This window comes from Streptomyces sp. NPDC107498 (assembly GCF_055582805.1).
This window is the reverse complement of sequence record NZ_JBVJPE010000032.1, coordinates 1-18,336: the sequence shown is the minus strand read 5'-3', so window position 1 is coordinate 18,336 and position 18,336 is coordinate 1. Positions and strand designations below refer to the sequence as shown.

Annotated in this window: 18 protein-coding genes and 2 pseudogenes; 14 read left to right on the top strand and 6 right to left on the bottom strand. The window is 72.5% G+C overall.

All coding sequences use genetic code 11. The features are described from left to right. Positions 1–9: 9 nt before the first annotated feature. Positions 10–246: a hypothetical protein gene (locus tag ACZ66Z_RS33945; RefSeq protein ID WP_469939584.1), complete on the top strand. Its 237-nt coding sequence runs from the start codon at positions 10–12 to the stop codon at positions 244–246. Here the strand turns inward: ACZ66Z_RS33945 and ACZ66Z_RS33940 are convergent. Beyond that, complete coding sequence (locus ACZ66Z_RS33940) at positions 236–1,123, bottom strand: alpha/beta fold hydrolase (protein ID WP_469939582.1); 888 nt, start codon at positions 1,121–1,123, stop codon at positions 236–238. The two genes, ACZ66Z_RS33945 and ACZ66Z_RS33940, sit on opposite strands and share 11 nt — an antisense overlap. A 109-nt stretch (positions 1,124–1,232) precedes the next feature. Between ACZ66Z_RS33940 and ACZ66Z_RS33935 the strand changes: the two genes are divergently transcribed. Continuing rightward, positions 1,233–1,769, top strand: a complete 537-nt coding sequence (locus ACZ66Z_RS33935; RefSeq protein WP_469939581.1) for a GNAT family N-acetyltransferase — start codon at positions 1,233–1,235, stop codon at positions 1,767–1,769. Between the two features lie 7 nt (positions 1,770–1,776). Here ACZ66Z_RS33935 and ACZ66Z_RS33930 read toward each other — a convergent pair whose 3' ends face one another. Further along, the gene (locus ACZ66Z_RS33930) at positions 1,777–2,526 is read right to left on the bottom strand and encodes a hypothetical protein (RefSeq protein WP_469939579.1); all 750 of its coding nucleotides are present in this window, start codon (positions 2,524–2,526) and stop codon (positions 1,777–1,779) included. Continuing rightward, a complete protein-coding gene (locus ACZ66Z_RS33925) occupies positions 2,523–2,864 on the bottom strand; it encodes a PadR family transcriptional regulator (RefSeq protein ID WP_469939578.1) in 342 nt (113 codons plus the stop codon). Before ACZ66Z_RS33925 ends, ACZ66Z_RS33930 begins: the two co-directional genes overlap by 4 nt. A 104-nt stretch (positions 2,865–2,968) precedes the next feature. Here ACZ66Z_RS33925 and ACZ66Z_RS33920 point away from each other — a divergent pair. The 4 genes and pseudogenes from ACZ66Z_RS33920 to ACZ66Z_RS33905 all read left to right on the top strand — a co-directional run. Next, positions 2,969–3,507, top strand: a pseudogene (locus tag ACZ66Z_RS33920) (type 2 periplasmic-binding domain-containing protein); the annotation flags it as partial. A gap of 230 nt (positions 3,508–3,737) precedes the next feature. Beyond that, positions 3,738–3,869: a hypothetical protein gene (locus tag ACZ66Z_RS33915; RefSeq protein ID WP_256341282.1), complete on the top strand. Its 132-nt coding sequence runs from the start codon at positions 3,738–3,740 to the stop codon at positions 3,867–3,869. 79 nt (positions 3,870–3,948) lie between these two features. Next, positions 3,949–4,989 carry a 3-isopropylmalate dehydrogenase gene (locus ACZ66Z_RS33910; RefSeq protein ID WP_469939577.1) on the top strand — a complete coding sequence of 347 codons (1,041 nt, stop codon included), beginning with the start codon at positions 3,949–3,951 and terminating at the stop codon, positions 4,987–4,989. 254 nt (positions 4,990–5,243) lie between these two features. Continuing rightward, entirely contained in the window at positions 5,244–6,353 is a 1,110-nt protein-coding gene (locus tag ACZ66Z_RS33905; protein WP_469939576.1) for a branched-chain amino acid aminotransferase, read from the top strand. A 17-nt stretch (positions 6,354–6,370) separates the two neighbouring features. On the opposite strand, the gene ACZ66Z_RS33900 is transcribed toward ACZ66Z_RS33905, so the two are convergent. Next, positions 6,371–7,792 carry a cytosine permease gene (locus tag ACZ66Z_RS33900; protein ID WP_469939574.1) on the bottom strand — a complete coding sequence of 474 codons (1,422 nt, stop codon included), beginning with the start codon at positions 7,790–7,792 and terminating at the stop codon, positions 6,371–6,373. Positions 7,793–7,941: 149 nt separating this feature from the next. Between ACZ66Z_RS33900 and ureA the strand changes: the two are divergent. From ureA to ACZ66Z_RS33865, 7 genes and pseudogenes are all read left to right on the top strand, one after another. Next, positions 7,942–8,247 (top strand): annotated as a pseudogene (gene ureA / locus ACZ66Z_RS33895) (urease subunit gamma); the annotation flags it as partial. A gap of 40 nt (positions 8,248–8,287) precedes the next feature. Continuing rightward, positions 8,288–9,625 (top strand): agmatine deiminase family protein, encoded by a 1,338-nt coding sequence (locus ACZ66Z_RS33890; protein ID WP_469939630.1) that lies wholly within the window; start codon positions 8,288–8,290, stop codon positions 9,623–9,625. A 42-nt stretch (positions 9,626–9,667) separates the two neighbouring features. Then, positions 9,668–10,105 (top strand): hypothetical protein, encoded by a 438-nt coding sequence (locus ACZ66Z_RS33885; protein WP_469939572.1) that lies wholly within the window; start codon positions 9,668–9,670, stop codon positions 10,103–10,105. Between the two features lie 99 nt (positions 10,106–10,204). Next, the gene (locus ACZ66Z_RS33880) at positions 10,205–10,759 is read left to right on the top strand and encodes a TetR/AcrR family transcriptional regulator (RefSeq protein ID WP_469939629.1); all 555 of its coding nucleotides are present in this window, start codon (positions 10,205–10,207) and stop codon (positions 10,757–10,759) included. 66 nt (positions 10,760–10,825) lie between these two features. Beyond that, the gene (locus ACZ66Z_RS33875) at positions 10,826–12,139 is read left to right on the top strand and encodes an MFS transporter (protein ID WP_469939571.1); all 1,314 of its coding nucleotides are present in this window, start codon (positions 10,826–10,828) and stop codon (positions 12,137–12,139) included. A gap of 282 nt (positions 12,140–12,421) precedes the next feature. Continuing rightward, positions 12,422–14,038 (top strand): citramalate synthase, encoded by a 1,617-nt coding sequence (cimA, locus tag ACZ66Z_RS33870; protein ID WP_469939569.1) that lies wholly within the window; start codon positions 12,422–12,424, stop codon positions 14,036–14,038. A gap of 43 nt (positions 14,039–14,081) precedes the next feature. After that, positions 14,082–15,449: a hypothetical protein gene (locus tag ACZ66Z_RS33865; RefSeq protein WP_469939568.1), complete on the top strand. Its 1,368-nt coding sequence runs from the start codon at positions 14,082–14,084 to the stop codon at positions 15,447–15,449. Between the two features lie 19 nt (positions 15,450–15,468). Here ACZ66Z_RS33865 and dnaN read toward each other — a convergent pair whose 3' ends face one another. Beyond that, entirely contained in the window at positions 15,469–16,572 is a 1,104-nt protein-coding gene (gene dnaN, locus ACZ66Z_RS33860) for a DNA polymerase III subunit beta (RefSeq protein ID WP_469939567.1), read from the bottom strand. 199 nt (positions 16,573–16,771) lie between these two features. Here dnaN and ACZ66Z_RS33855 point away from each other — a divergent pair, with 199 nt between their 5' ends. Beyond that, positions 16,772–17,233 (top strand): DUF4267 domain-containing protein, encoded by a 462-nt coding sequence (locus ACZ66Z_RS33855; protein WP_469939566.1) that lies wholly within the window; start codon positions 16,772–16,774, stop codon positions 17,231–17,233. A 130-nt stretch (positions 17,234–17,363) separates the two neighbouring features. On the opposite strand, the gene ACZ66Z_RS33850 is transcribed toward ACZ66Z_RS33855, so the two are convergent. Then, complete coding sequence (locus ACZ66Z_RS33850; protein ID WP_469939565.1) at positions 17,364–17,975, bottom strand: YceI family protein; 612 nt, start codon at positions 17,973–17,975, stop codon at positions 17,364–17,366. Positions 17,976–18,336: the final 361 nt, after the last annotated feature.

The window sequence follows — 18,336 nt, the reverse complement described above, 5'->3', positions numbered from 1 at the left end:
AGGCAGGTCATGCCCGGTTCGACGACACTCGGCCCCGGGCACGGGGTCGACGCGATCGAGCACAGCGACGCGCTGCGGATGACGTCCCTGATGAAGGAGCTGCACGGGCTGCTGACCGCGTCGGGACCCGACCGGATCACGGACGCCCAGGCCGCGGCCCTGGGCGGAGGCGAGGCCCGCCCCCGGGAGGAGCTCACCGCCTGGGTGGAGCGGGTCGCGCGCGACCTGGAGAGGGCTACGGCCTGAGGAGGGCGTGCCGCCCGAGGAAGTCGCCGATCAGCTCCGCGATCCGCGGCGCGTGGGTCTCCAGGGCGAAGTGGCCCGTGGGCAGGAGGTGGACCTCGGCCTCCGGCAGGTCGCGGCGGAAGGCTTCGGCGCCCGCCGGTACGAAGACCTGGTCGCCCTCGCCCCACACGGCGAGGAGCGGGACCCGGGAGGTGCGGAAGTACTCCTGGAAGGCGGGGTAGAGCGCGAAGTTCGATCCGTAGTCGGCGATCAGGCCCAGCTGGATGTCGTCCTGGCCCTCGCGGGCCATCAGGGCCGCGTCGTGGTGCCAGGCGTCGGGGCTGAGCAGGTCCCGGTACGCGGCGGGGACGCCCGTCTCGTACTGCCACCGGATGCCGTCCAGGGAGCGGATGGCGCGGACCGGCTCCTCGGTCTCGGGGGTGCGCTCCTCGATCAGGGCGAGGACGGGGGCCCAGGCCTCGGCGCCGAGTCCCTCCTCGTAGGCGTTGCCGTTCTGGGTGACGATCGCGGTGATCCGCTCCGGGTGGGCGAGGGCGAGGCGCAGACCGATGGGTGCGCCGTAGTCCTGGATGTAGAGCGCGAACCGGTCCAGGCCGAGGACCTCGGTTAACTCGGCGGTGAGCGCGGCCAGTTCGGCGAAGGTGTAGTCGAAGTCGGCGGCGGAGGGCGCGGCGCTGCGGCCGAAGCCCAGGTGGTCGGGGGCGATCAGGCGGTAGTCGTGCGCGAGCAGCGGGATCAGGTCGCGGAACATGTGCGAGCTGGTGGGGAAGCCGTGCAGCAGGAGCAGCACGGGGGCGTCGGCCGGTCCGGCCTCGCGGTAGGCGATCTCGTGGCCCCGGACGGTGACGGTGCGGTGGTGGGTCGGCAGCACGGGCATCGTTCTAACCCCTCATTTATCGTTCACTGGTTACGAGACGACTCCATCAGGAGCAGGGCCAACCTGTCAATGGGGTGTGAGGGGTTAGGTGAGTGTGGGAGGGTGAGGCATGACCGTGAGGATCGCTCCCACCCACGAACTCGGCGCCGCCCGGCTCCGCTCCGTGCGCGAGATGCTCGACGCCGCCTTCGGGGGCGACTTCTCCGAGGCCGACTGGGACCACGCCCTCGGCGGCGTCCACGCCTGGATCGAGGACGAGCGGGGCGTCGTCGCCCACGGCGCCGTCGTGCAGCGCCGGGCGCTCCACCGGGGGCGCTCGCACCGCGTCGGATACGTGGAAGGGGTCGCCGTGCGGGAGGACCACCGGCGGCGGGGACTCGGCGGCGCGGTGATGGCCGGACTGGAGCGGGTGATCGACGGGGCGTACGCCTTCGGGGCGCTCGGAGCCTCCGACGAGGGGGCCGCGCTCTACCGCGCACGCGGCTGGCAGGTCTGGGAGGGGCGCCTCGAAGCGCTCGGGCCCGGGGGGACCGTCCGCCTCGCCGAGGAGGAGGGCTTCGTCCTCCTGCGCCCCTCGGGCGGCCGGGCGCTGCCCGACCCCGCCGCCCCGCTGGTCTTCGACTGGCGGGACGGCGACGTGATGTGAGGTGCCGTCAGGTCCGGTCGGCGGTGCCGGACGCGGCGTCCTTGCGGACGCGTCCCGTGGCGGTCTCCAGGTGGGAGGTGTACAGGGCGGAGAACATGGACGTGAGGGCGATCGTGATCGCCAGCCCGCCGGTGCCGAGGGCCCCGACGAAGAACGCCGCCATCGCGCCGGCGACCAGGACGCACCAGACCGTGAGCACGGCCTTGCCCCGGCGGCTCAGGAACAGCCACCGCCCCGGAACGGCCGGCGGGGCCCCCACGGTGCCGGCCGGGCCCGCGGTCGCCGCGCGCGGCCGCTTGAAGTAGCCGTACACCAGCCACTCCCCGCACAGCTCCCAGCCCTCCGGCGTGAGGTCGTCGAGGACACGGCTCCGCCGGCGCCCGGCGATCACCTCGCGGCGGTACTCCCAGCGCAGCGCCGACCCGGGCGTGCGGCGGCAGACGAACCGGCCGATCGCGTCGAGCGACTCCACCTCCCAGCCCTGGTCGCCGTGGACGGCCAGCATCCGGCGGTCGTTGAAGAGGTCGGCCGTCCAGGTCCAGGACTCCGCGCGCCCGTCCGGCTCGCCGGGCGCCGGCGCGAGGCCGCCGAGCTGCGCGGCGAACGCGACGGCGGGGCCGAACTCCTCCTCCGGGGCCGTCCCCGTCTCCGCGAGGTGGGCCCGCAGGTCCTCGACGGTCGCGGCGATCTGCTCGTCCGGTACGCGGGCGGCGCGCAGCGAGCCGGAGAGCTCGGCGAAGTAGGCGTCGGTGGTCATGGTGTCGTTCCCCCTGGTCTGAGCACGGTCCGTACGGCGCTGTGGAAGGTCAGCCACGCCCCGGTCTCGGCCGCGAGCCGCTCGCGGCCGAGGGCCGTGAGCCGGTAGTAGCGTCGCCCCGGGCCGCGTTCGGCGGCGCGGAACTCGGCCTCCACCAGACCGGCCTCCTCCAGGCGGTTCAGGACGGGGTAGAGCGTCCCGCCCTTGATCTCGCCGAGTCCCGCCCCGTGGAGCGCCTTGGCGATCTCGTACCCGTAGCTCTCCCCGTCGGTCAGGCAGGAGAGGACGAGCAGGTCGAGGACTCCCTTGAGCCAGCTGGATCTGCGGTCTGCGGCCATGACCACATCTCACCACTACCTAGGTAGGAATGCAATCTAGGTAGGGTTGCGAGGTCACCGGCGTCTTCCCGAGGTTCTCGCCGCGCGGGCGAGGGCAGGCCCGGCCCCGGGCCCCGGAACGGCTGACCGCCCGTCACCCGGAGGGCGTGCCCGAGGTGCGGATCGTGCGGGAGGCGGGGCGCGGCACCGCGGGCGAAGTCCTCGACGGGCGGGCCGACATCGGCATCGCGGCGATCGGGACCACCTCGTCGGTGCCTCCCGGACCCGTCGGGGGCGTCTCCGGGAGGAGGGGGACGCGCCCGTGCACCCCGCCGGCCGTCCGGCGCCGCGCACGCTGCCGTTGGTCGGCCGGGCGGAGGACCGCACCTCGTGCACCCGGGAATGGCGGGACGCCCGGGAGCGGCTGCCGGCGGCCACCGTGGAGGCCGAGGACGACGGAGCGGTGCCGGCTCCGGTGGGCACCGGCACCGGGATGGCCGTGATGCCGGAACTGTCCCTGATCGGAGCACCGCCCTCGGTCGGGATCACCGATCTCGGTCCGGGCCGCCCGACCCGCTCGATGGGCCGTGTCACCACTCCTGAGCAGGCGAAATCCCTCGCCGTGCGCGCGCTCGTCCGCGAGCTGCGGACCACGGAGCGTTGAGCGCCGTCTCAGATAGTAGGAAGTCCGAGTAATTGTGGAGACAGATGAGGGGACCTGCCCTAGCTTTGTAGAAGCCGAACGTCTCGCTTCATCAAGCGAATGGCGGCCGAGAGCGCGACGCCCCGTGCAGGCAACCCCTGCGGCGGCGCTCCCCGCCCCTTCCGGCGCCTTCGATCACCACTGATCTCCGCACGTCCGGATCACCACTGATCTCAAGGAGTCGATCCCTCATGGCCGCTCAGACCGCCCGCCGCGTCCGCCACTCCGCCAACCGCCCCAGCGACGAGGCCCGCCAGAACGCCGCCGCCGCCCTCCAGCGCGCCCTCGACCGCCGTGACAACGGCGGCTCCACCGGCCACTGAGCCGACCCCGACGCCTGTCCGTTCGTCCACATGGCGGACGGAACGTGTCAGACGATGGGACGAAGAGTAGGGTGCCGACATGTCTCACAGCATCAATCTCGCAGTCATTCCCGGCGACGGCATCGGCCAGGAGGTCGTGGCCCAGGGCCTCAAGGTCCTCGCGGCCGTCCTTCCCCAGGACGTGAAGCTGGAGACCGAGGAGTACGACTTCGGCGCCAAGCGCTACCACGCCACCGGTGAGACCCTCACCGACGCCGATCTCGCCTCCCTCAAGAAGCACGACGCCATCCTGCTCGGCGCCATCGGCGACCCCTCGGTGCCGTCCGGCGTCCTGGAGCGCGGCTTCCTCCTGAAGCTCCGCTTCGCCTTCGACCACCACGTGAACCTGCGCCCCTCGAAGCTGCTCCCCGGCGTGGCCACCCCGCTCGCCGGGCAGCCCGAGATCGACTTCGTCGTGGTCCGCGAGGGCACCGAGGGTCCGTACACGGGCAACGGCGGCACCATCCGCAAGGGCACCCCGCACGAGGTCGCCACCGAGGTCTCGGTCAACACCGCCTTCGGCGTCGAGCGCGTGGTCCGGGACGCCTTCGCCCGCGCCCAGGCCCGTCCGCGCAAGAAGCTGACGCTGGTCCACAAGAACAACGTGCTGACCTTCGCCGGCCACCTCTGGACGGACACCTTCCACAAGGTGGCCCGGGAGTACCCCGAGGTCACCACCGACTACCTGCACGTCGACGCCGCGACGATCTTCCTCGTCACCGACCCGGCCCGCTTCGACGTGATCGTCACCGACAACCTCTTCGGCGACATCATCACCGACCTCGCCGCGGCCGTCTCCGGCGGCATCGGCGTCGCCGCCTCGGGCAACATCAACCCGAGCGGCGAGTTCCCGTCCATGTTCGAGCCGGTCCACGGCTCCGCGCCGGACATCGCGGGCCAGGGCAAGGCCGACCCCACGGCCACCGTCCTCTCCGTCGCCCTCCTGCTCCGCCACCTCGGCTACGAGACCGAGGCCGCCCGGGTCGAGGAGGCCGTCGCGGCCGACCTCACCGAGCGCGGCGGCTCCGTCCGCACGACGGACGGGATCGGCGACGCGCTCGCCGCGCGAGTAGCGAGCTGACCCGCGCCGACTGACACCACACAGCAGCCGCCGGGTCGCACCAGCGCCCGGCGGCTGCCCCCTGCGCGGCCGCGGGGCCCCACCCGAACCCCGGACCGCGCGCACCCGTTTTCCGCACCGGTCCCCCCGAGCGATAATCGAACGTGGGGCCGCGGCATACGGGCATGCCCGGACGCAGCTCGTCGGGGACGACAGTCCCCGACGACGGCGTGCGCGCGGTCCTCCCCATCACAACCGGTGAAGGACACGCACTCATGACGACGCCCACGATCGAGCTCAAGCCCTCCTCCAGCCCGCTGTCCGCCGCGGAGCGCGAGGCGATCCTGGCCCAGCCGGGATTCGGCCGCCACTTCACCGACCACATGGTCACCATCCGGTGGACCGAGGGCCGCGGCTGGCACGACGCCCAGCTCGTGCCGTACGGTCCGCTCTCCCTGGACCCGGCCACGAACGTCCTGCACTACGCGCAGGAGATCTTCGAGGGCCTGAAGGCCTACCGCCGCCCCGACGGCTCCGTCGCCACCTTCCGCCCCGACGCCAACGCCCGCCGCTTCCAGGCCTCCGCCCGCCGGCTCGGCATGCCCGAGCTGCCGGTCGAGACCTTCGTCGAGGCGTGCGACGTGCTCGTGCGGCACGACGAGGCCTGGGTTCCGGCGCACGGCGGCGAGGACTCGCTCTACCTGCGTCCGTTCATGATCGCCACCGAGGTCGGCCTCGGTGTCCGCCCGGCCAACGAGTACCTGTTCGTCGTCATCGCCTCGCCGGCCGGCCCGTACTTCGCGGGCGGCGTGAAGCCCGTCTCCATCTGGGCCTCGGAGGACCGTGTCCGCGCCGTCCCCGGCGGCGTCGGCGACGCCAAGACCGGCGGCAACTACGCGGCCTCCCTGCTCGCGCAGGCCGAGGCGGCGGCCAAGGGCTGCGACCAGGTCTGCTACCTCGACGCGGTCGAGCACAAGTGGGTCGAGGAACTCGGCGGCATGAACCTGTACTTCGTGTACGGGGCCGAGTCCGACGGGAAGCCGAAGATCGTCACCCCGACCCTCACCGGTTCGCTGCTCGCGGGCATCACCCGCGACTCGCTCCTCAAGGTCGCCGAGGACCTCGGCTACGAGTCCGAGGAGGCCCGCGTCTCCATCGACCAGTGGCAGGCCGACACCGAGAACGGCACCCTCACCGAGGTCTTCGCCTGCGGCACCGCCGCCGTCATCACCCCGGTCGGCCTGGTCAAGTCCGCCCGGGGCGAGTGGCAGCAGTCGGGCGGCGAGCCCGGCGAGGTCACGATGAGGCTGCGCGAGGCGCTGCTCGCCATCCAGACCGGCAAGGCCGAGGACGTGCACGGCTGGATGCACGAGCTCGGCAAGTGAGCCGGTGGGGTTAGCCGCTACTCCGTCGTCGCCAGGGCTTCCGGGGCCGTCACGGTCCCGGAAGCCCTGTTCGGCGTCAGGACGGCGTACAGCGCGCCGCCCACGATCCCCGAGAAGACGAAGCTGCAGTCGACCCCGCCCGTGAGGGCGAGCAGCGGCCCCTCGTAGAGCGGCGTCGACACCGCGGCCAGGCCGACCGCCGCGCCGACCGCCCAGGAGACGGTGGCGCGCGGGTGCCAGCCCGCCGAGAACCAGTAGATCCCGCCGCGCGAGCGCTGGTTGAAGACCTGGAGCGCCTCCGGGTCGTACGTCCCGCCGCAGCGCGCGTGCCCGATCAGGGTGATCACCGCCCACGGGGTCCCGATCGCGGTGAGCAGCAGCACGAACGAGGTCATCGCCGTCTGGGCGTCCGAGGCGAAGTGCCCGGCGAAGACGAAGGCCGTCGCCACCGCCGCGACCACGAGGGTGGCACGCGCGCGCGTGGCCTTCGGCAGGATCGCGTCGAGGTCGAGGCCCATCGAGTACAGCATCAGGCCGGCGTTGCCGACGGAGCCGGCGGTGGCGGCGACGAGCAGCGGTACGAGGTACCAGACGGGGGACGCGTCGACGAGCGGTCCCGCGTAGTCCAGGCCGCCGCGCGCCGCCAGGGCGGTGAACGTGCCGAAGAGCTGGGGGACCAGCAGGCCCACGGTCAGGCCCAGGAAGGTGGCCCGCCACACGGTCTTCGCGCCGTACCGCTCGGGGGAGACGTACCGGGTGTAGTCGCCGAGCAGGGTGATGAAGGCGACCGGGCCGCTGAGTCCCGCGGCCACGGCCGAGAGCAGCCAGGTCGGCCAGAAGGAGCCGAGCAGGTACGGGGTGTCCGGGACCGCGGCCGTGGTGAAGTCCCCGGCGTAGGCGGCCAGGCCGATGGCGAGGAGCACCGTCATGCCGACGGCGAGCGCCTTGCTCAGCCGGAGCAGCAGCCGGTAGCCGTACACCGCGCCGACCACCGTGCAGGCGGCGAGGAACGCGTAGACGAGGGCGTGGACGGCGCCGCCGGTCGGCAGGCCGACGAGGCGGGCGAGCGTGCCCACCATCACGTCGCCGCCGATCCAGAGGGTCAGCGCGGTGTAGCCCAGCGAGAGCAGCAGTCCGACCACGGAGCCGACCAGCCGGCCGCGGACGCCGAAGAAGGCGCCGGAGGAGGTGGAGAGGTTGGTCGCGGTGCGGAGGGACACGAGCGCGAGGGGAGCGGTGACCGCCACGCCGACGAGGGTGCCGGTGACGACGGAGGTCACCGAGGCCCAGAAGCCGAGCCCGAAGGAGACCGGCAGCCAGCCGAAGACGATCACCCCCAGACAGAGGTTGGATCCGAGCAGGATCGAGACGAGGTCGCGGGGGCCGCTGGTGCGTTCGGCCTCGGGGATGGTGTCGACTCCGCGCTGTTCTATCGGCATGAGCACTCCCTGCGGGGGCGGGCGGGGGAAGTTTTAGAGCGGCGCTCAATGTGACCTACAGCTGTCGATGGCGTCAATGCTTGGAAGCGCGCGTCTCAGCATTTAGAGTGTCGCTCAAACGCGTCGCGATTGCAGGAGGTGTGTGGGGCGTGAGACGGTCTCCCACGGAGCGCGACCGGCTGCTCCTCTTCGGTGCCGCCGAGCCCGCCCGCGCGCGCCGGGCCCGGGGCCCGCGGCTCAACGTGCCCGAGGCGACCGCGCTCGTCGTGGACGCCGTCTGCGAGGCGGTCCGCGACGGCAAGCGACCCGCCGGGGCGATCGGGGCGGCCCGCTCCGTCCTCGGCCCCGAAGACGTCCCGCCCGGCGTCGCCGACGTGGTCACCGAGGTCCACGTCGAAGCCGTCTTCGACGACGGCTCCCGGCTCGCGGTCGTCACCGACCCGATGGGCGGGGGCGACCCGCGCCTCGCCTTCGGCGGCGGGCGCGGAGGACGTCCTGCACGACCTCGGCGCGATCGGGATCACCTCCTCCGACGCGCAGGGGACGGGAAGGGCCGGCGAGACCGTACGCCGGACCTTCGCCATGGCCGGGAAGACGAAGGCCGAGCCCGGACCCACGGAGGGCGACGGCGCGCACGACGACAACGCGCGCGTGCTGCGCTCCACGACCGAGCTCACCGTCAACCCGGCGATCGCCCACGGCCCCGCCCGCGAGATCGGCTCGATCGAGGTCGGGAAGACGGCCGACATCGTGCTGTGGCGGCCGCATCCGTCTCCCCCAACCGCCTCCACTTCCTCTAGGACCCGATTCATGAACTCGTACCGCATGCCCGCCGAATGGACCCCCCACGAGCGGACCTGGATGGCCTGGCCCAGCCCCAACCCCACCTTCACCAACGAGGACGAGCTCGCCGAGGCCCGCACCGCCTGGGCGTCGGTGGCCCGCGCCGTCCGCCGCTTCGAGCCGGTGACGGTGGTCGTCGCGCCCGGGGACGCGGAGTCGGCCGCGGCCCTCCTCGGCCCGGAGATCGACCTGGTCGAGCGCGAGCTCGACGACGCCTGGATGCGGGACATCGGCCCGACCTTCGTCACGAACGGCACCGAACTCGCGGCCGTGGACTGGGTGTTCAACGGCTGGGGCGCCCAGGACTGGGCCCGCTGGGAGCACGACTCCAAGATCGCCCGCCATGTCGCCGACGTGGCGGGAGTCCCCGTACTGTCGTCTCCGCTGGTGAACGAGGGCGGCGCGATCCACGTCGACGGCGAGGGCACCGTCCTGCTCACCGACACCGTGCAGCTCGGCTCCGGCCGCAACCCCGAGTGGACGCGCGAGCAGGTCGAGCAGGAGATCCACGCCAAGCTCGGCACGACGAAGGCGATCTGGCTCCCCCACGGCCTCACCGGCGACTACGGCCTCTACGGCACCCAGGGCCACGTCGACATCGTCGCGGCCTTCGCCCGCCCCGGCACGGTCCTCGTCCACAGCCAGCAGGACCCGGCCCACCCCGACTACGAGCGCTCCCGGATGTACGTGAACATCCTGCGCGGCCGGACCGACGCCCAGGGCCGCCCCCTGGAGGTCATCGAGGTCCCGGCCCCGACCGTCCTCAAGGACGAGGAGGGCGACTGGGTCGACTACTCGTACATCAACCACTACCTGTGCAACGGCGGCGTCGTCCTCTGCGCCTTCGACGACCCCCACGACGAACTCGCGGCCGAGATCTTCCGCCGCCTCTTCCCGGAGCGCGAGGTCGTCCTGGTCGACGCCCGCACGATCTTCGCGGGCGGCGGCGGCATCCACTGCATCACGCAGCAGCAGCCCGCCGTCCGATAAAACCGCTGGTGGTGGCCGCATGCCCGATGAGAGCGTGCGGCCATGCCGATACCCCACCCCGACGGCGACTACGCCCTCACGACCCTGTACTCCGTCCCCGACGACGCCTGGTACCTGGAGCTGGACCGCGTCGGCGGGCGGCGCGCGCTCGTCCTGGCGATCGTCCCCGACGAGGACCCCGGGCGGGAGCCGACGGTGTGCTTCGCCGCCGGCGAGGGCGACCACGACGTCCCGTACACCGTCATGCGCTGGTTCATGGACCGGGTCGAGGCCGAGATCCGCACCTCCCGCGGCTGGACGACCCTGCGGCCGGAGATCGTCGAGGTGATCCGCGGCCTGCGGCAGGAGCACCTCGGCGTGATCGCCGACGAGCACCTCCCGCCCGTCCTCGCCGAACTGCGCGCCACCGTGCCCGGTGCCGACCTCGCCGACGTCATGCTGCACGCCTTCGGGCGCGGGCCCGACGGCCGCATCCTGTAGAACGTACGAGTGAGTCAGAGCAGCGACCCCACCCCCTCCCCCCACCCCCGCCGGCGCAACCAGGCCGCGCCGCCCCGCGAGGACGTGCTCGCCGCGGCCATGGACACCATCGCCGAGCGCGGACTCGACGGGCTCACCATGGCCGGGCTCGGGCGGCAGGTGGGGATGAGCAGCGGGCACCTCCTCTACTACTTCCGCACCAAGGACGAGCTGCTCCTGCGGACCCTGGAGTGGAGCGAGGGGCGGCTCGGGGCCGAGCGCAGTGCGCTGCTGTCCCGGCCGGGGAAGGCGCGCGACCGGCTCGACGGGTACGTCGACGTGTACGTGCCCGACGGGCCCCGCGACCCGCACTGGACCCTCTGGCTGGAGGTCTGGAACCGGTCGCAGAACGCCGACGACGACGCCCGCGCCCGGCAGGCCGCCATCGAGGGGGCCTGGCACCGGGACCTGGTCGCGATCCTCGCCGAGGGCGTCTCGCGGGGCGAGTTCCGGGCGGTCGACCCGGACCGCTTCGCCACCCGGATGCGGGCCCTGCTCGACGGCTTCAGCGTGCACGTCGCCGTCGGCATCCCCGGCACGGGTCGGGAACAGGTCCTCGCTCACGTAAGGGAGTTCATCGAGCAGGACCTGATCGTGCGACCACAACGCACGTAAGTACACCCGATCGTTGTGCGCTACAGCCTTGTTGACCCGGCGCGATCTCCGGCACGGTTCCTGCCCATGGGACGAGAGCACTGGAAGAAGATCTGGGTCGGCTCCGCCGGCAACATGGTCGAGTGGTTCGACTGGTTCGTGTACGCGAGCTTCGCCACCTACTTCGCGGGGGCCTTCTTCCCCGACGGCAACGACACCGCCAAGCTCATGAACACCGCCGGCATCTTCGCCGTCGGCTTCTTCATGCGCCCCGTCGGCGGCTGGCTCCTCGGCCGGGTCGGTGACCGCAAGGGCCGCAAGGCGGCGCTCACCCTCACCGTGACGCTGATGTCCGCCTCCGCCGTACTGATCGCGATCGCGCCGACGTACTCGGTCGCCGGGTACGGCGGCGCCGCCGTCCTCCTCGTCGCCCGCCTCCTCCAGGGCCTCTCCGTCGGCGGCGAGTACGCGGCCAGCGCCACCTACCTCACCGAGGCCTCCGATCCGCGGCACCGCGGCTTCGCCTCCAGCTTCCAGTACGTGTCGATGACCGCCGGTCAGATCCTCGGCCTCGGCCTGCTGCTCGTCCTCCAGCACACCCTGTCCGCCGACGCCCTGTCCGGCTGGGGCTGGCGCATCCCGTTCGTCGTCGGCGCCCTCGGCGCGGCCGTCGTCTTCTACCTGCGGCGGACCATGCTGGAGACCGAGGTGTACGAGGAGGCCGGCACCGCCCAGCAGGCCGATCGCGGCACCCTCAAGGCCCTCTGGGCGCACAAGCGCGAGGCCTTCCTCGTCATCGCGCTCACCATGGGCGGGACCGTGGCCTACTACACGTACACCACCTACCTCACCAAGTACCTGTCCAACTCCGCCGGGCTGCCCAAGCAGACCGCCACCCTGGTCTCCTTCTGCGCCCTGATCGTCTTCGCCGGCCTCCAGCCGCTCGCCGGCCGGCTCTCCGACCGGATCGGACGCCGCCCGCTCCTCGTCACCTTCGCGCTCGGCTCCACCCTCCTCACCGTCCCGATCCTGACGATGCTCAAGCACGCCGGCTCCTTCTGGCCGGCCCTCGGGCTCTCCCTCCTCGCGCTCGTCGTCGTCACCGGCTACACCTCCATCAACGCCTGCGTGAAGGCCGAGCTCTTCCCGACCGGCATCCGCGCCCTCGGCGTCGCCCTGCCGTACGCCGTCGCCAACGCCCTCTTCGGCGGCACCGCCGAGTACGTCGCGCTCTGGTTCAAGGACGCCGGCGTCGAGTCGGGCTTCTCCTGGTACGTCGCGGGCTGCGCGGCCGTCTCCCTGGTCGTCTACCTCACGATGCGGGAGACCCGGGACATCGACCTCGGCCGGGTGGGCGCCGCCCCGCCCGGGCGGTCACGGGATCAACTGCCCGTATCGTGAGACCCCCGTCCCGCTGACACCGGACCTGTGCCAGACTTCCGGCGTGCTTGCTACCACGATGATTATCGGCAGCGGCGCGCCGGTCCGCAGTGGCCACTGAACCGCGGCACGACCCCCGCGGCAGTGGACACCGTGCCCCAGACCCGCGCGCAGACCTCTCGCACCCGCGAGGGGTTTTTTCGTTTTCCGGCCCCACCCATGCCGGAAGCGGACGACGCGTGAGAATGGGGGCAAGTGGATCCATACCTTCCGGAGCCACATCCGACAGGAGCCATCACAGCCATGACCACGGAGAACGCCGAGGGATCGCGCCTCGACGACAGTTTCCATGTCTTCGACACGACACTGCGCGACGGGGCGCAGCGTGAAGGCATCAACCTCACCGTCGCGGACAAGCTGACCATCGCCCGGCACCTCGACGAGTTCGGCGTGGGCTTCATCGAGGGCGGCTGGCCCGGCGCCAACCCGCGGGACACGGAGTTCTTCGCCCGCGCCCGGCAGGAGATCGCGTTCAAGAACGCCCAGCTCGTCGCCTTCGGCGCCACCCGCAGGGCGGGGGGCGACGCGGCCGAGGACCCGCAGGTCAAGGCGCTCCTCGACTCCGGCGCTCCGGTGGTCACCCTGGTCGCCAAGTCGCACGACCGGCACGTCGAGCTCGCCCTGCGCACCACCCTCGACGAGAACCTGGAGATGGTCCGCGACACCGTCTCCCACCTGACCGCCCAGGGCCGCCGGGTCTTCGTCGACTGCGAGCACTTCTTCGACGGCTACAAGGCCAACCCGGACTACGCCAAGGCCGTCGTCCGCGCCGCGCACGAGGCCGGCGCCGACGTCGTCATCCTCTGCGACACCAACGGAGGCATGCTCCCCGCCCAGATCCAGGCCGTCGTCGCCACCGTCCTCGCCGACACCGGAGCCCGCCTCGGCATCCACGCCCAGGACGACACCGGCTGCGCCGTCGCCAACACCCTCGCCGCCGTCGACGCGGGCGCCACCCACGTCCAGTGCACCGCCAACGGCTACGGCGAGCGGGTCGGCAACGCCAACCTCTTCCCCGTCGTCGCGGCCCTGGAGCTCAAGTACGGCAAGAAGGTCCTCCCCGAGGGCGCGCTCGCCGAGATGACCCGGATCTCGCACGCCATCGCCGAGGTCGTCAACCTCACGCCCTCCACCCACCAGCCGTACGTCGGCGTCTCCGCCTTCGCCCACAAGGCAGGACTGCACGCCTCCGCGATCAAGGTGGACCCCGACCTCTACCAGCACATCGACCCCGAACTGGTCGGCAACACCATGCGGATGCTCGTCTCCGACATGGCCGGCCGCGCCTCCATCGAGCTCAAGGGCAAGGAGCTCGGCGTCGACCTGGGCGGCGACCGCGCGCTCGTCGCCCGCGTCGTCGAGCGCGTCAAGGAGCGCGAGCTCAAGGGCTACACGTACGAGGCCGCCGACGCCTCCTTCGAGCTGCTGCTCCGGGAGGAGGCCGAGGGTCGGGCCCGCCGCTACTTCCGTACGGAGTCCTGGCGCGCGATCGTCGAGGACCGCCCCGACGGCACGCACGCCAACGAGGCGACCGTGAAGCTCTGGGCCAAGGGCGAGCGGATCGTCGCCACGGCCGAGGGCAACGGTCCGGTCAACGCCCTCGACCGGGCGATCCGGGTGGCCCTGGACCGGATCTACCCGCCGCTCGCCAAGTTCGAGCTGGTCGACTACAAGGTCCGCATCCTGGAGGGCCGCCACGGCACCGAGTCCACGACCCGGGTCCTCGTCACCACCAGCGACGGCAACAACGAGTGGTCCACGGTCGGCGTCGGCGAGAACGTCATCGCCGCGTCCTGGCAGGCCCTGGAGGACGCCTTCACGTACGGGCTGCTGCGGGCCGGGATCGACCCCGCCGAGTAATCCCGCTATGTCTGGTTCGGTCTGGTTCGGGTAGCGTCGAACCATGAGGACCAGGGCGATATCCACATGGTCGGCCGTCGGCGGGCTGATGCTGCTCCTGCTTCTGGTCCTGGCGCCCACCGCGGGCGCCAGGGCCACGGGCGTCCCCGACGCGGCCGCCGCCCTGAAGCAGGGCCCGGTGTACGTCGACCCCGGCGCCGCGGGCCAGCTCTCCACGGCCGACGCGAAGGCCCTGGCGCAGAAGATCAAGGACGCGGACAAACCGCTGTTCGTGGCGGTCCTCCCCGCGAACGCACAGTTCCCGCCGGAGCAGCTGCTGCGGAACCTGCGGACCCAGACCGGGATCACCGGCCTCTACGCCGTGCGCCTCGGCACCGGCTTCGACGCGGGCGCCGACCGGTCGGTGATGTCCCGGCAGGCCGTGCGGAACCTCGTCACCTCCGTGCGCCAGCCGGGCGTGGACGCGGCCACCGAGCTCAACGACTTCGTCGACCAGGCCCTGCCCACCCTGCGCGGCTCCGCCCCCGCCTCCTGGGGCGCCGTGGGCAAGGAATCCGGCGTCCCCGTCGCCGGGCTCGCCGTCCTCGGCGCGGTCGTCGTCGCGGGCGGCGCGGGCGCCTACGCCGTCGTGCGCCGCAACCGGCTCCGCAAGGAGGCCGAGGAGCGTGCCGCCCTCGACCGGCTCCGGGTCGTCGTCGACGAGGACATCACCGCCTTCGGAGAGGAACTCGAACGCCTCGACTTCCACCCCGCCGAGCGCGGCGCCGACGACGCCATGCGCGGCGACTACGAGCGCGCCCTCGACTCGTACGACCGGGCCAAGTCCCTCATGGCCTCGGCCGCCCGCCCGCACGACGTCCGCGGCGTCACCCAGGCGCTGGAGGAGGGCCGCTTCTCCCTCGCCGTCCTGGCCGCCCGCCGCGAGTCCCGCCCGCTCCCCGAGCGCCGGCCCCCGTGCTTCTTCGACCCCCGCCACGGCCCCGCCGCCGGGGACCGGACCTGGACCCCGCCCGGCGGCGCCCCGCGCCAGGTCCCGGTCTGCGCGGCCGACGCGGCCCGCCTCGACGACGGCCTCGACCCCGTGGCCCGCACCGTCGACACCGACACCGGCCGTCGCCCCTACTGGGAGGCGGGCCCCGCCTACGGCCCCTGGGCCGGCGGCTACTTCGGCGGCGGCATGCTCCCCGGCCTCCTCGTGGGCACCCTGCTCGGCTCCGTGCTCGCCACCCCCGCCTACGCCGCCGAGTACGGCGGCGCCGACTTCCAGGACTTCCAGGGCGGCGACTTCTCCGGTGCCGACTTCGACCCCGGCGACTTCGGATCGGGCGACTTCGGCGGCGGCGGCGACTTCGGCGGGGGTGGCGGCTTCGACGGCGGAGGCGGCGGCTTCGACGGGGGCGGCGGGTTCTAGCGGCTCCTCCGGACGGCCTCTAGACCAGTGGCTTCACCGACATCAGGAGGTGGCGGTGGGTCTCCTCCGGGCCGTCGGTGAGCAGGGCGCGCTGCCCCGGGCCCAGGAGGTGGAAGCGGACCTCCGGGGCGTCCAGGGAGTTCAGCGCGTCCAGGAGGTAGTTCGGGTTGAAGGCGACCGTCAGGGAGTCCGAGCCCGTGAGGGTGGCGGGGAGCCGCTGGGAGGCCACGTCGTCCTCGTAGCCCGCCTGGAGGTGGAGGGCGGTGGGGGAGAAGGCCAGTTGGACCGGGCTGTCGCCCTCCGCGACGACCGCGACCCGCTTGACGGCCTCGGCCAGCGGGGCCCGCTCGGTGACCGCGAGGGCGTGCTCGCCGAGGGCGAAGAGCTTGTCGTGGCGGGGGAGCCGGCCGTCGAGCAGACGGGTGGTGGTGCGGGTGCCGGCGCTCTCGAAGCCGAGGGAGCCGGAGTCGAGGGCGAGGCGGACGGGGCCCGCGCCCACGAGGGAGCGGGCGGTCTCGGTGAGGCGGCGGGCCGGGACGACCACGTCCGCGTCCTCCGCGTCGGCACCGGCCTCCGGCTTCCACTCCAGGGTGCGGACCGCGTACCGGTAGCGGTCGGTGGCGGCCAGCGTCATCGTGGAGCCGTCCAGGGCCAGCCGTATCCCGGTCAGGACGGGCAGCGAGTCGTCCCGGCCCGCGGCCACGGCGACCTGGCCGACCGCCGCCGCGAAGGCGTCCCCGTCCACCAGGCCGCGCACCTCGGGCAGCGGGGGCGCGGCGGGGTGGTCGTCGAGCGGCAGCAGGGAGAGGCCGAAGCGGGCGTCGCCCGTGGTCACCGAGAGGCGGGCGCCCTCCACGGCGAGCCCGGTGCCGCCCCGGGGGAGCACCTTGCAGATGTCGAGCAGGCGCCGGCCGAGGACCAGGGCCCGGCCCTCGACGACCGTGTCGGCCTCGACCTCGACGCGGGCCGAGGCCTCGTGGTCCAGGCCCGAGACGCGCAACCGGCCGTCCGCCGCCTCCAGGAGCAGACCGCCGAGGACGGGCAGGGGGGAGCGGGTCGGCAGGACGCGCGCGGCCCGGGCCACGGCGTCGGTCAACACGGCGCTGTCGATGCGGAGTTCCATGCCGACGACGCTAGCGGCCGCCACTGACAGCGGTGTCGACCAGCGGGTTCGGATGCCCTTCGGCCGGCTCCGACTCGGGCCGGAACCCGGGTGCCGACGCCCGGGAAGCCCATGGATTCTAGCGGCGCTAGACAAAAGGGCTACGCTAGGGCTAGCTTTGTCATCAGTCCTAGCAGCGCTAGATCCTCGTGGGGGAACCATGAACGCGCACCGCGTCGCCACCGTCCTGTCCGTCCTGGGCGGTCTCGCCTGCCTCTGGTTCGGCGTCAACTTCCTGTTCGCCCCCGAGACCGCGGCCGCCGGCTTCGGCATCCCCTCCTGGCCCGAGGGCGACGCCGCCGGATACTTCGCGGTCAAGGGCGTCCGCGACCTCGCCAACGGCGCGATCGTGCTCACCCTCCTCGTGCTCGGCAGGCGCCGCCCGCTGGCCTGGGTCATGCTGCTCCTCGCGATCGTCCCCTTCGGGGACGCCCTCGCCGTCCTCGCCCACGGGGGTTCGTACGCGGCGGCGCTCGGCATCCACGCCGCCACCGGCGCCGTCGTCCTCCTCACCGGCGGACTCCTCTTCGCGACCTCGACCGAGGGCGGGGCCAGGGGCGGGATCGTGCCGAACGCGGCCGCGCGGGAAGGGAATCGCCCGCTGGACCGCTCTTCCGTCTGACGGGCGGGGCCCCGGAAACGCCGAGCGCCCGCCTTCCGCTGCTGCGGAGGGCGGGCGCGCTCGTGTCGCCGAGGGGTGGCGGAAGGACCACCGGGGCCCTCGGAGGGAATTCCGCAGGCCGGCGGAAGGATCAGGCGGCGTTCTTGATCGCGGAGATGTCGAAGTTCAGCTTGACCTTGTCGCTGACCATGACGCCGCCGGTCTCCAGGGCCGCGTTCCAGGTCAGGCCCCACTCGGAGCGCAGGATCTCGGCGGAGCCCTCGAAGCCGACGCGCTCGTTGCCGTAGACGTCCGTCGCGGTGCCGTTGAACTCCAGGTCGATGGAGAGCGGCTTGGTGACGTCCTTGATGGTCAGGTCGCCGGTGACCCGGTACTTGTCGCCGCCCAGCTGCGCCGCCTCCGTGGAGCGGAAGGACATCAGCGGGAACTGCTCGGCGTCGAAGAAGTCACCGCTGCGCAGGTGGCCGTCACGGTCGCCGATGCCGGTGTCGATCGAGGCGATCCTGACGTCGATCGAGGCGGTGGAGGCGGCCGGGTTCGAGCCGTCGAGCTTCAGCGCGCCCTCGTGTTCGGCGAAGGTGCCGCGGACGTTGGTGACCATCGCGTGACGGACGGTGAAGCCGATGCTGCTGTGCGCCGGGTCGATGGTGTAGTCGCCGGTCAGGGCGGCGAGGGCGGGGTCCACGGGGAGGGTGGCGGTGGCGGTGGTGGACTCGTTGTTCCTGCGGCCGAAGAGACCCATGGCGTGCTCCTTGTCGGTGTTTGTTGAACCTTCAACGAGAATGACTGTAGCCCTATTCCGTTCAACATTCAACATCTAGGGGGGCCGTTCATCCGGACGGCGTCGGACCGACGCCGACGCCCTCTGGCGGACGCGCGTAGAACTGCGGCACCATCTCCCTGCGCGACGAGCACCACCTGCACAGCCGTCCCCCGTCGTCACGGTCACCCGCAGGAGGAACCCCCGTGAAGATCCGCTCCGTCCTCACCGCAGTCGCCCTCGTCCTGGGCGCCCTCTTCGCCCCCGGCGTCGGCGTCCTCACCGCCGCCGGCGAGGCCCACGCCGTCACCAAGATCAGCCACGCCACCGCGACCTCGATGTT

Excerpts from the sequence above, each read along its gene's own strand:
- ACZ66Z_RS33930 (WP_469939579.1), bottom strand. The coding sequence starts at position 2,526 with ATGACCACCGACGCCTACTTCGCCGAGCTCTCCGGCTCGCTGCGCGCC.
- ACZ66Z_RS33910 (WP_469939577.1), top strand. The coding sequence starts at position 3,949 with ATGTCTCACAGCATCAATCTCGCAGTCATTCCCGGCGACGGCATCGGC.
- ACZ66Z_RS33935 (WP_469939581.1), top strand. The coding sequence starts at position 1,233 with ATGACCGTGAGGATCGCTCCCACCCACGAACTCGGCGCCGCCCGGCTC.
- ACZ66Z_RS33875 (WP_469939571.1), top strand. The coding sequence starts at position 10,826 with ATGGGACGAGAGCACTGGAAGAAGATCTGGGTCGGCTCCGCCGGCAAC.
- ACZ66Z_RS33925 (WP_469939578.1), bottom strand. The coding sequence starts at position 2,864 with ATGGCCGCAGACCGCAGATCCAGCTGGCTCAAGGGAGTCCTCGACCTG.
- ACZ66Z_RS33885 (WP_469939572.1), top strand. The coding sequence starts at position 9,668 with ATGCCGATACCCCACCCCGACGGCGACTACGCCCTCACGACCCTGTAC.
- ACZ66Z_RS33900 (WP_469939574.1), bottom strand. The coding sequence starts at position 7,792 with ATGCCGATAGAACAGCGCGGAGTCGACACCATCCCCGAGGCCGAACGC.
- ACZ66Z_RS33945 (WP_469939584.1), top strand. The coding sequence starts at position 10 with ATGCCCGGTTCGACGACACTCGGCCCCGGGCACGGGGTCGACGCGATC.
- ACZ66Z_RS33880 (WP_469939629.1), top strand. The coding sequence starts at position 10,205 with ATGGACACCATCGCCGAGCGCGGACTCGACGGGCTCACCATGGCCGGG.
- cimA (WP_469939569.1), top strand. The coding sequence starts at position 12,422 with ATGACCACGGAGAACGCCGAGGGATCGCGCCTCGACGACAGTTTCCAT.
- ACZ66Z_RS33855 (WP_469939566.1), top strand. The coding sequence starts at position 16,772 with ATGAACGCGCACCGCGTCGCCACCGTCCTGTCCGTCCTGGGCGGTCTC.
- ACZ66Z_RS33905 (WP_469939576.1), top strand. The coding sequence starts at position 5,244 with ATGACGACGCCCACGATCGAGCTCAAGCCCTCCTCCAGCCCGCTGTCC.
- ACZ66Z_RS33940 (WP_469939582.1), bottom strand. The coding sequence starts at position 1,123 with ATGCCCGTGCTGCCGACCCACCACCGCACCGTCACCGTCCGGGGCCAC.
- ACZ66Z_RS33915 (WP_256341282.1), top strand. The coding sequence starts at position 3,738 with ATGGCCGCTCAGACCGCCCGCCGCGTCCGCCACTCCGCCAACCGCCCC.
- ACZ66Z_RS33865 (WP_469939568.1), top strand. The coding sequence starts at position 14,082 with ATGAGGACCAGGGCGATATCCACATGGTCGGCCGTCGGCGGGCTGATG.
- ACZ66Z_RS33850 (WP_469939565.1), bottom strand. The coding sequence starts at position 17,975 with ATGGGTCTCTTCGGCCGCAGGAACAACGAGTCCACCACCGCCACCGCC.
- dnaN (WP_469939567.1), bottom strand. The coding sequence starts at position 16,572 with ATGGAACTCCGCATCGACAGCGCCGTGTTGACCGACGCCGTGGCCCGG.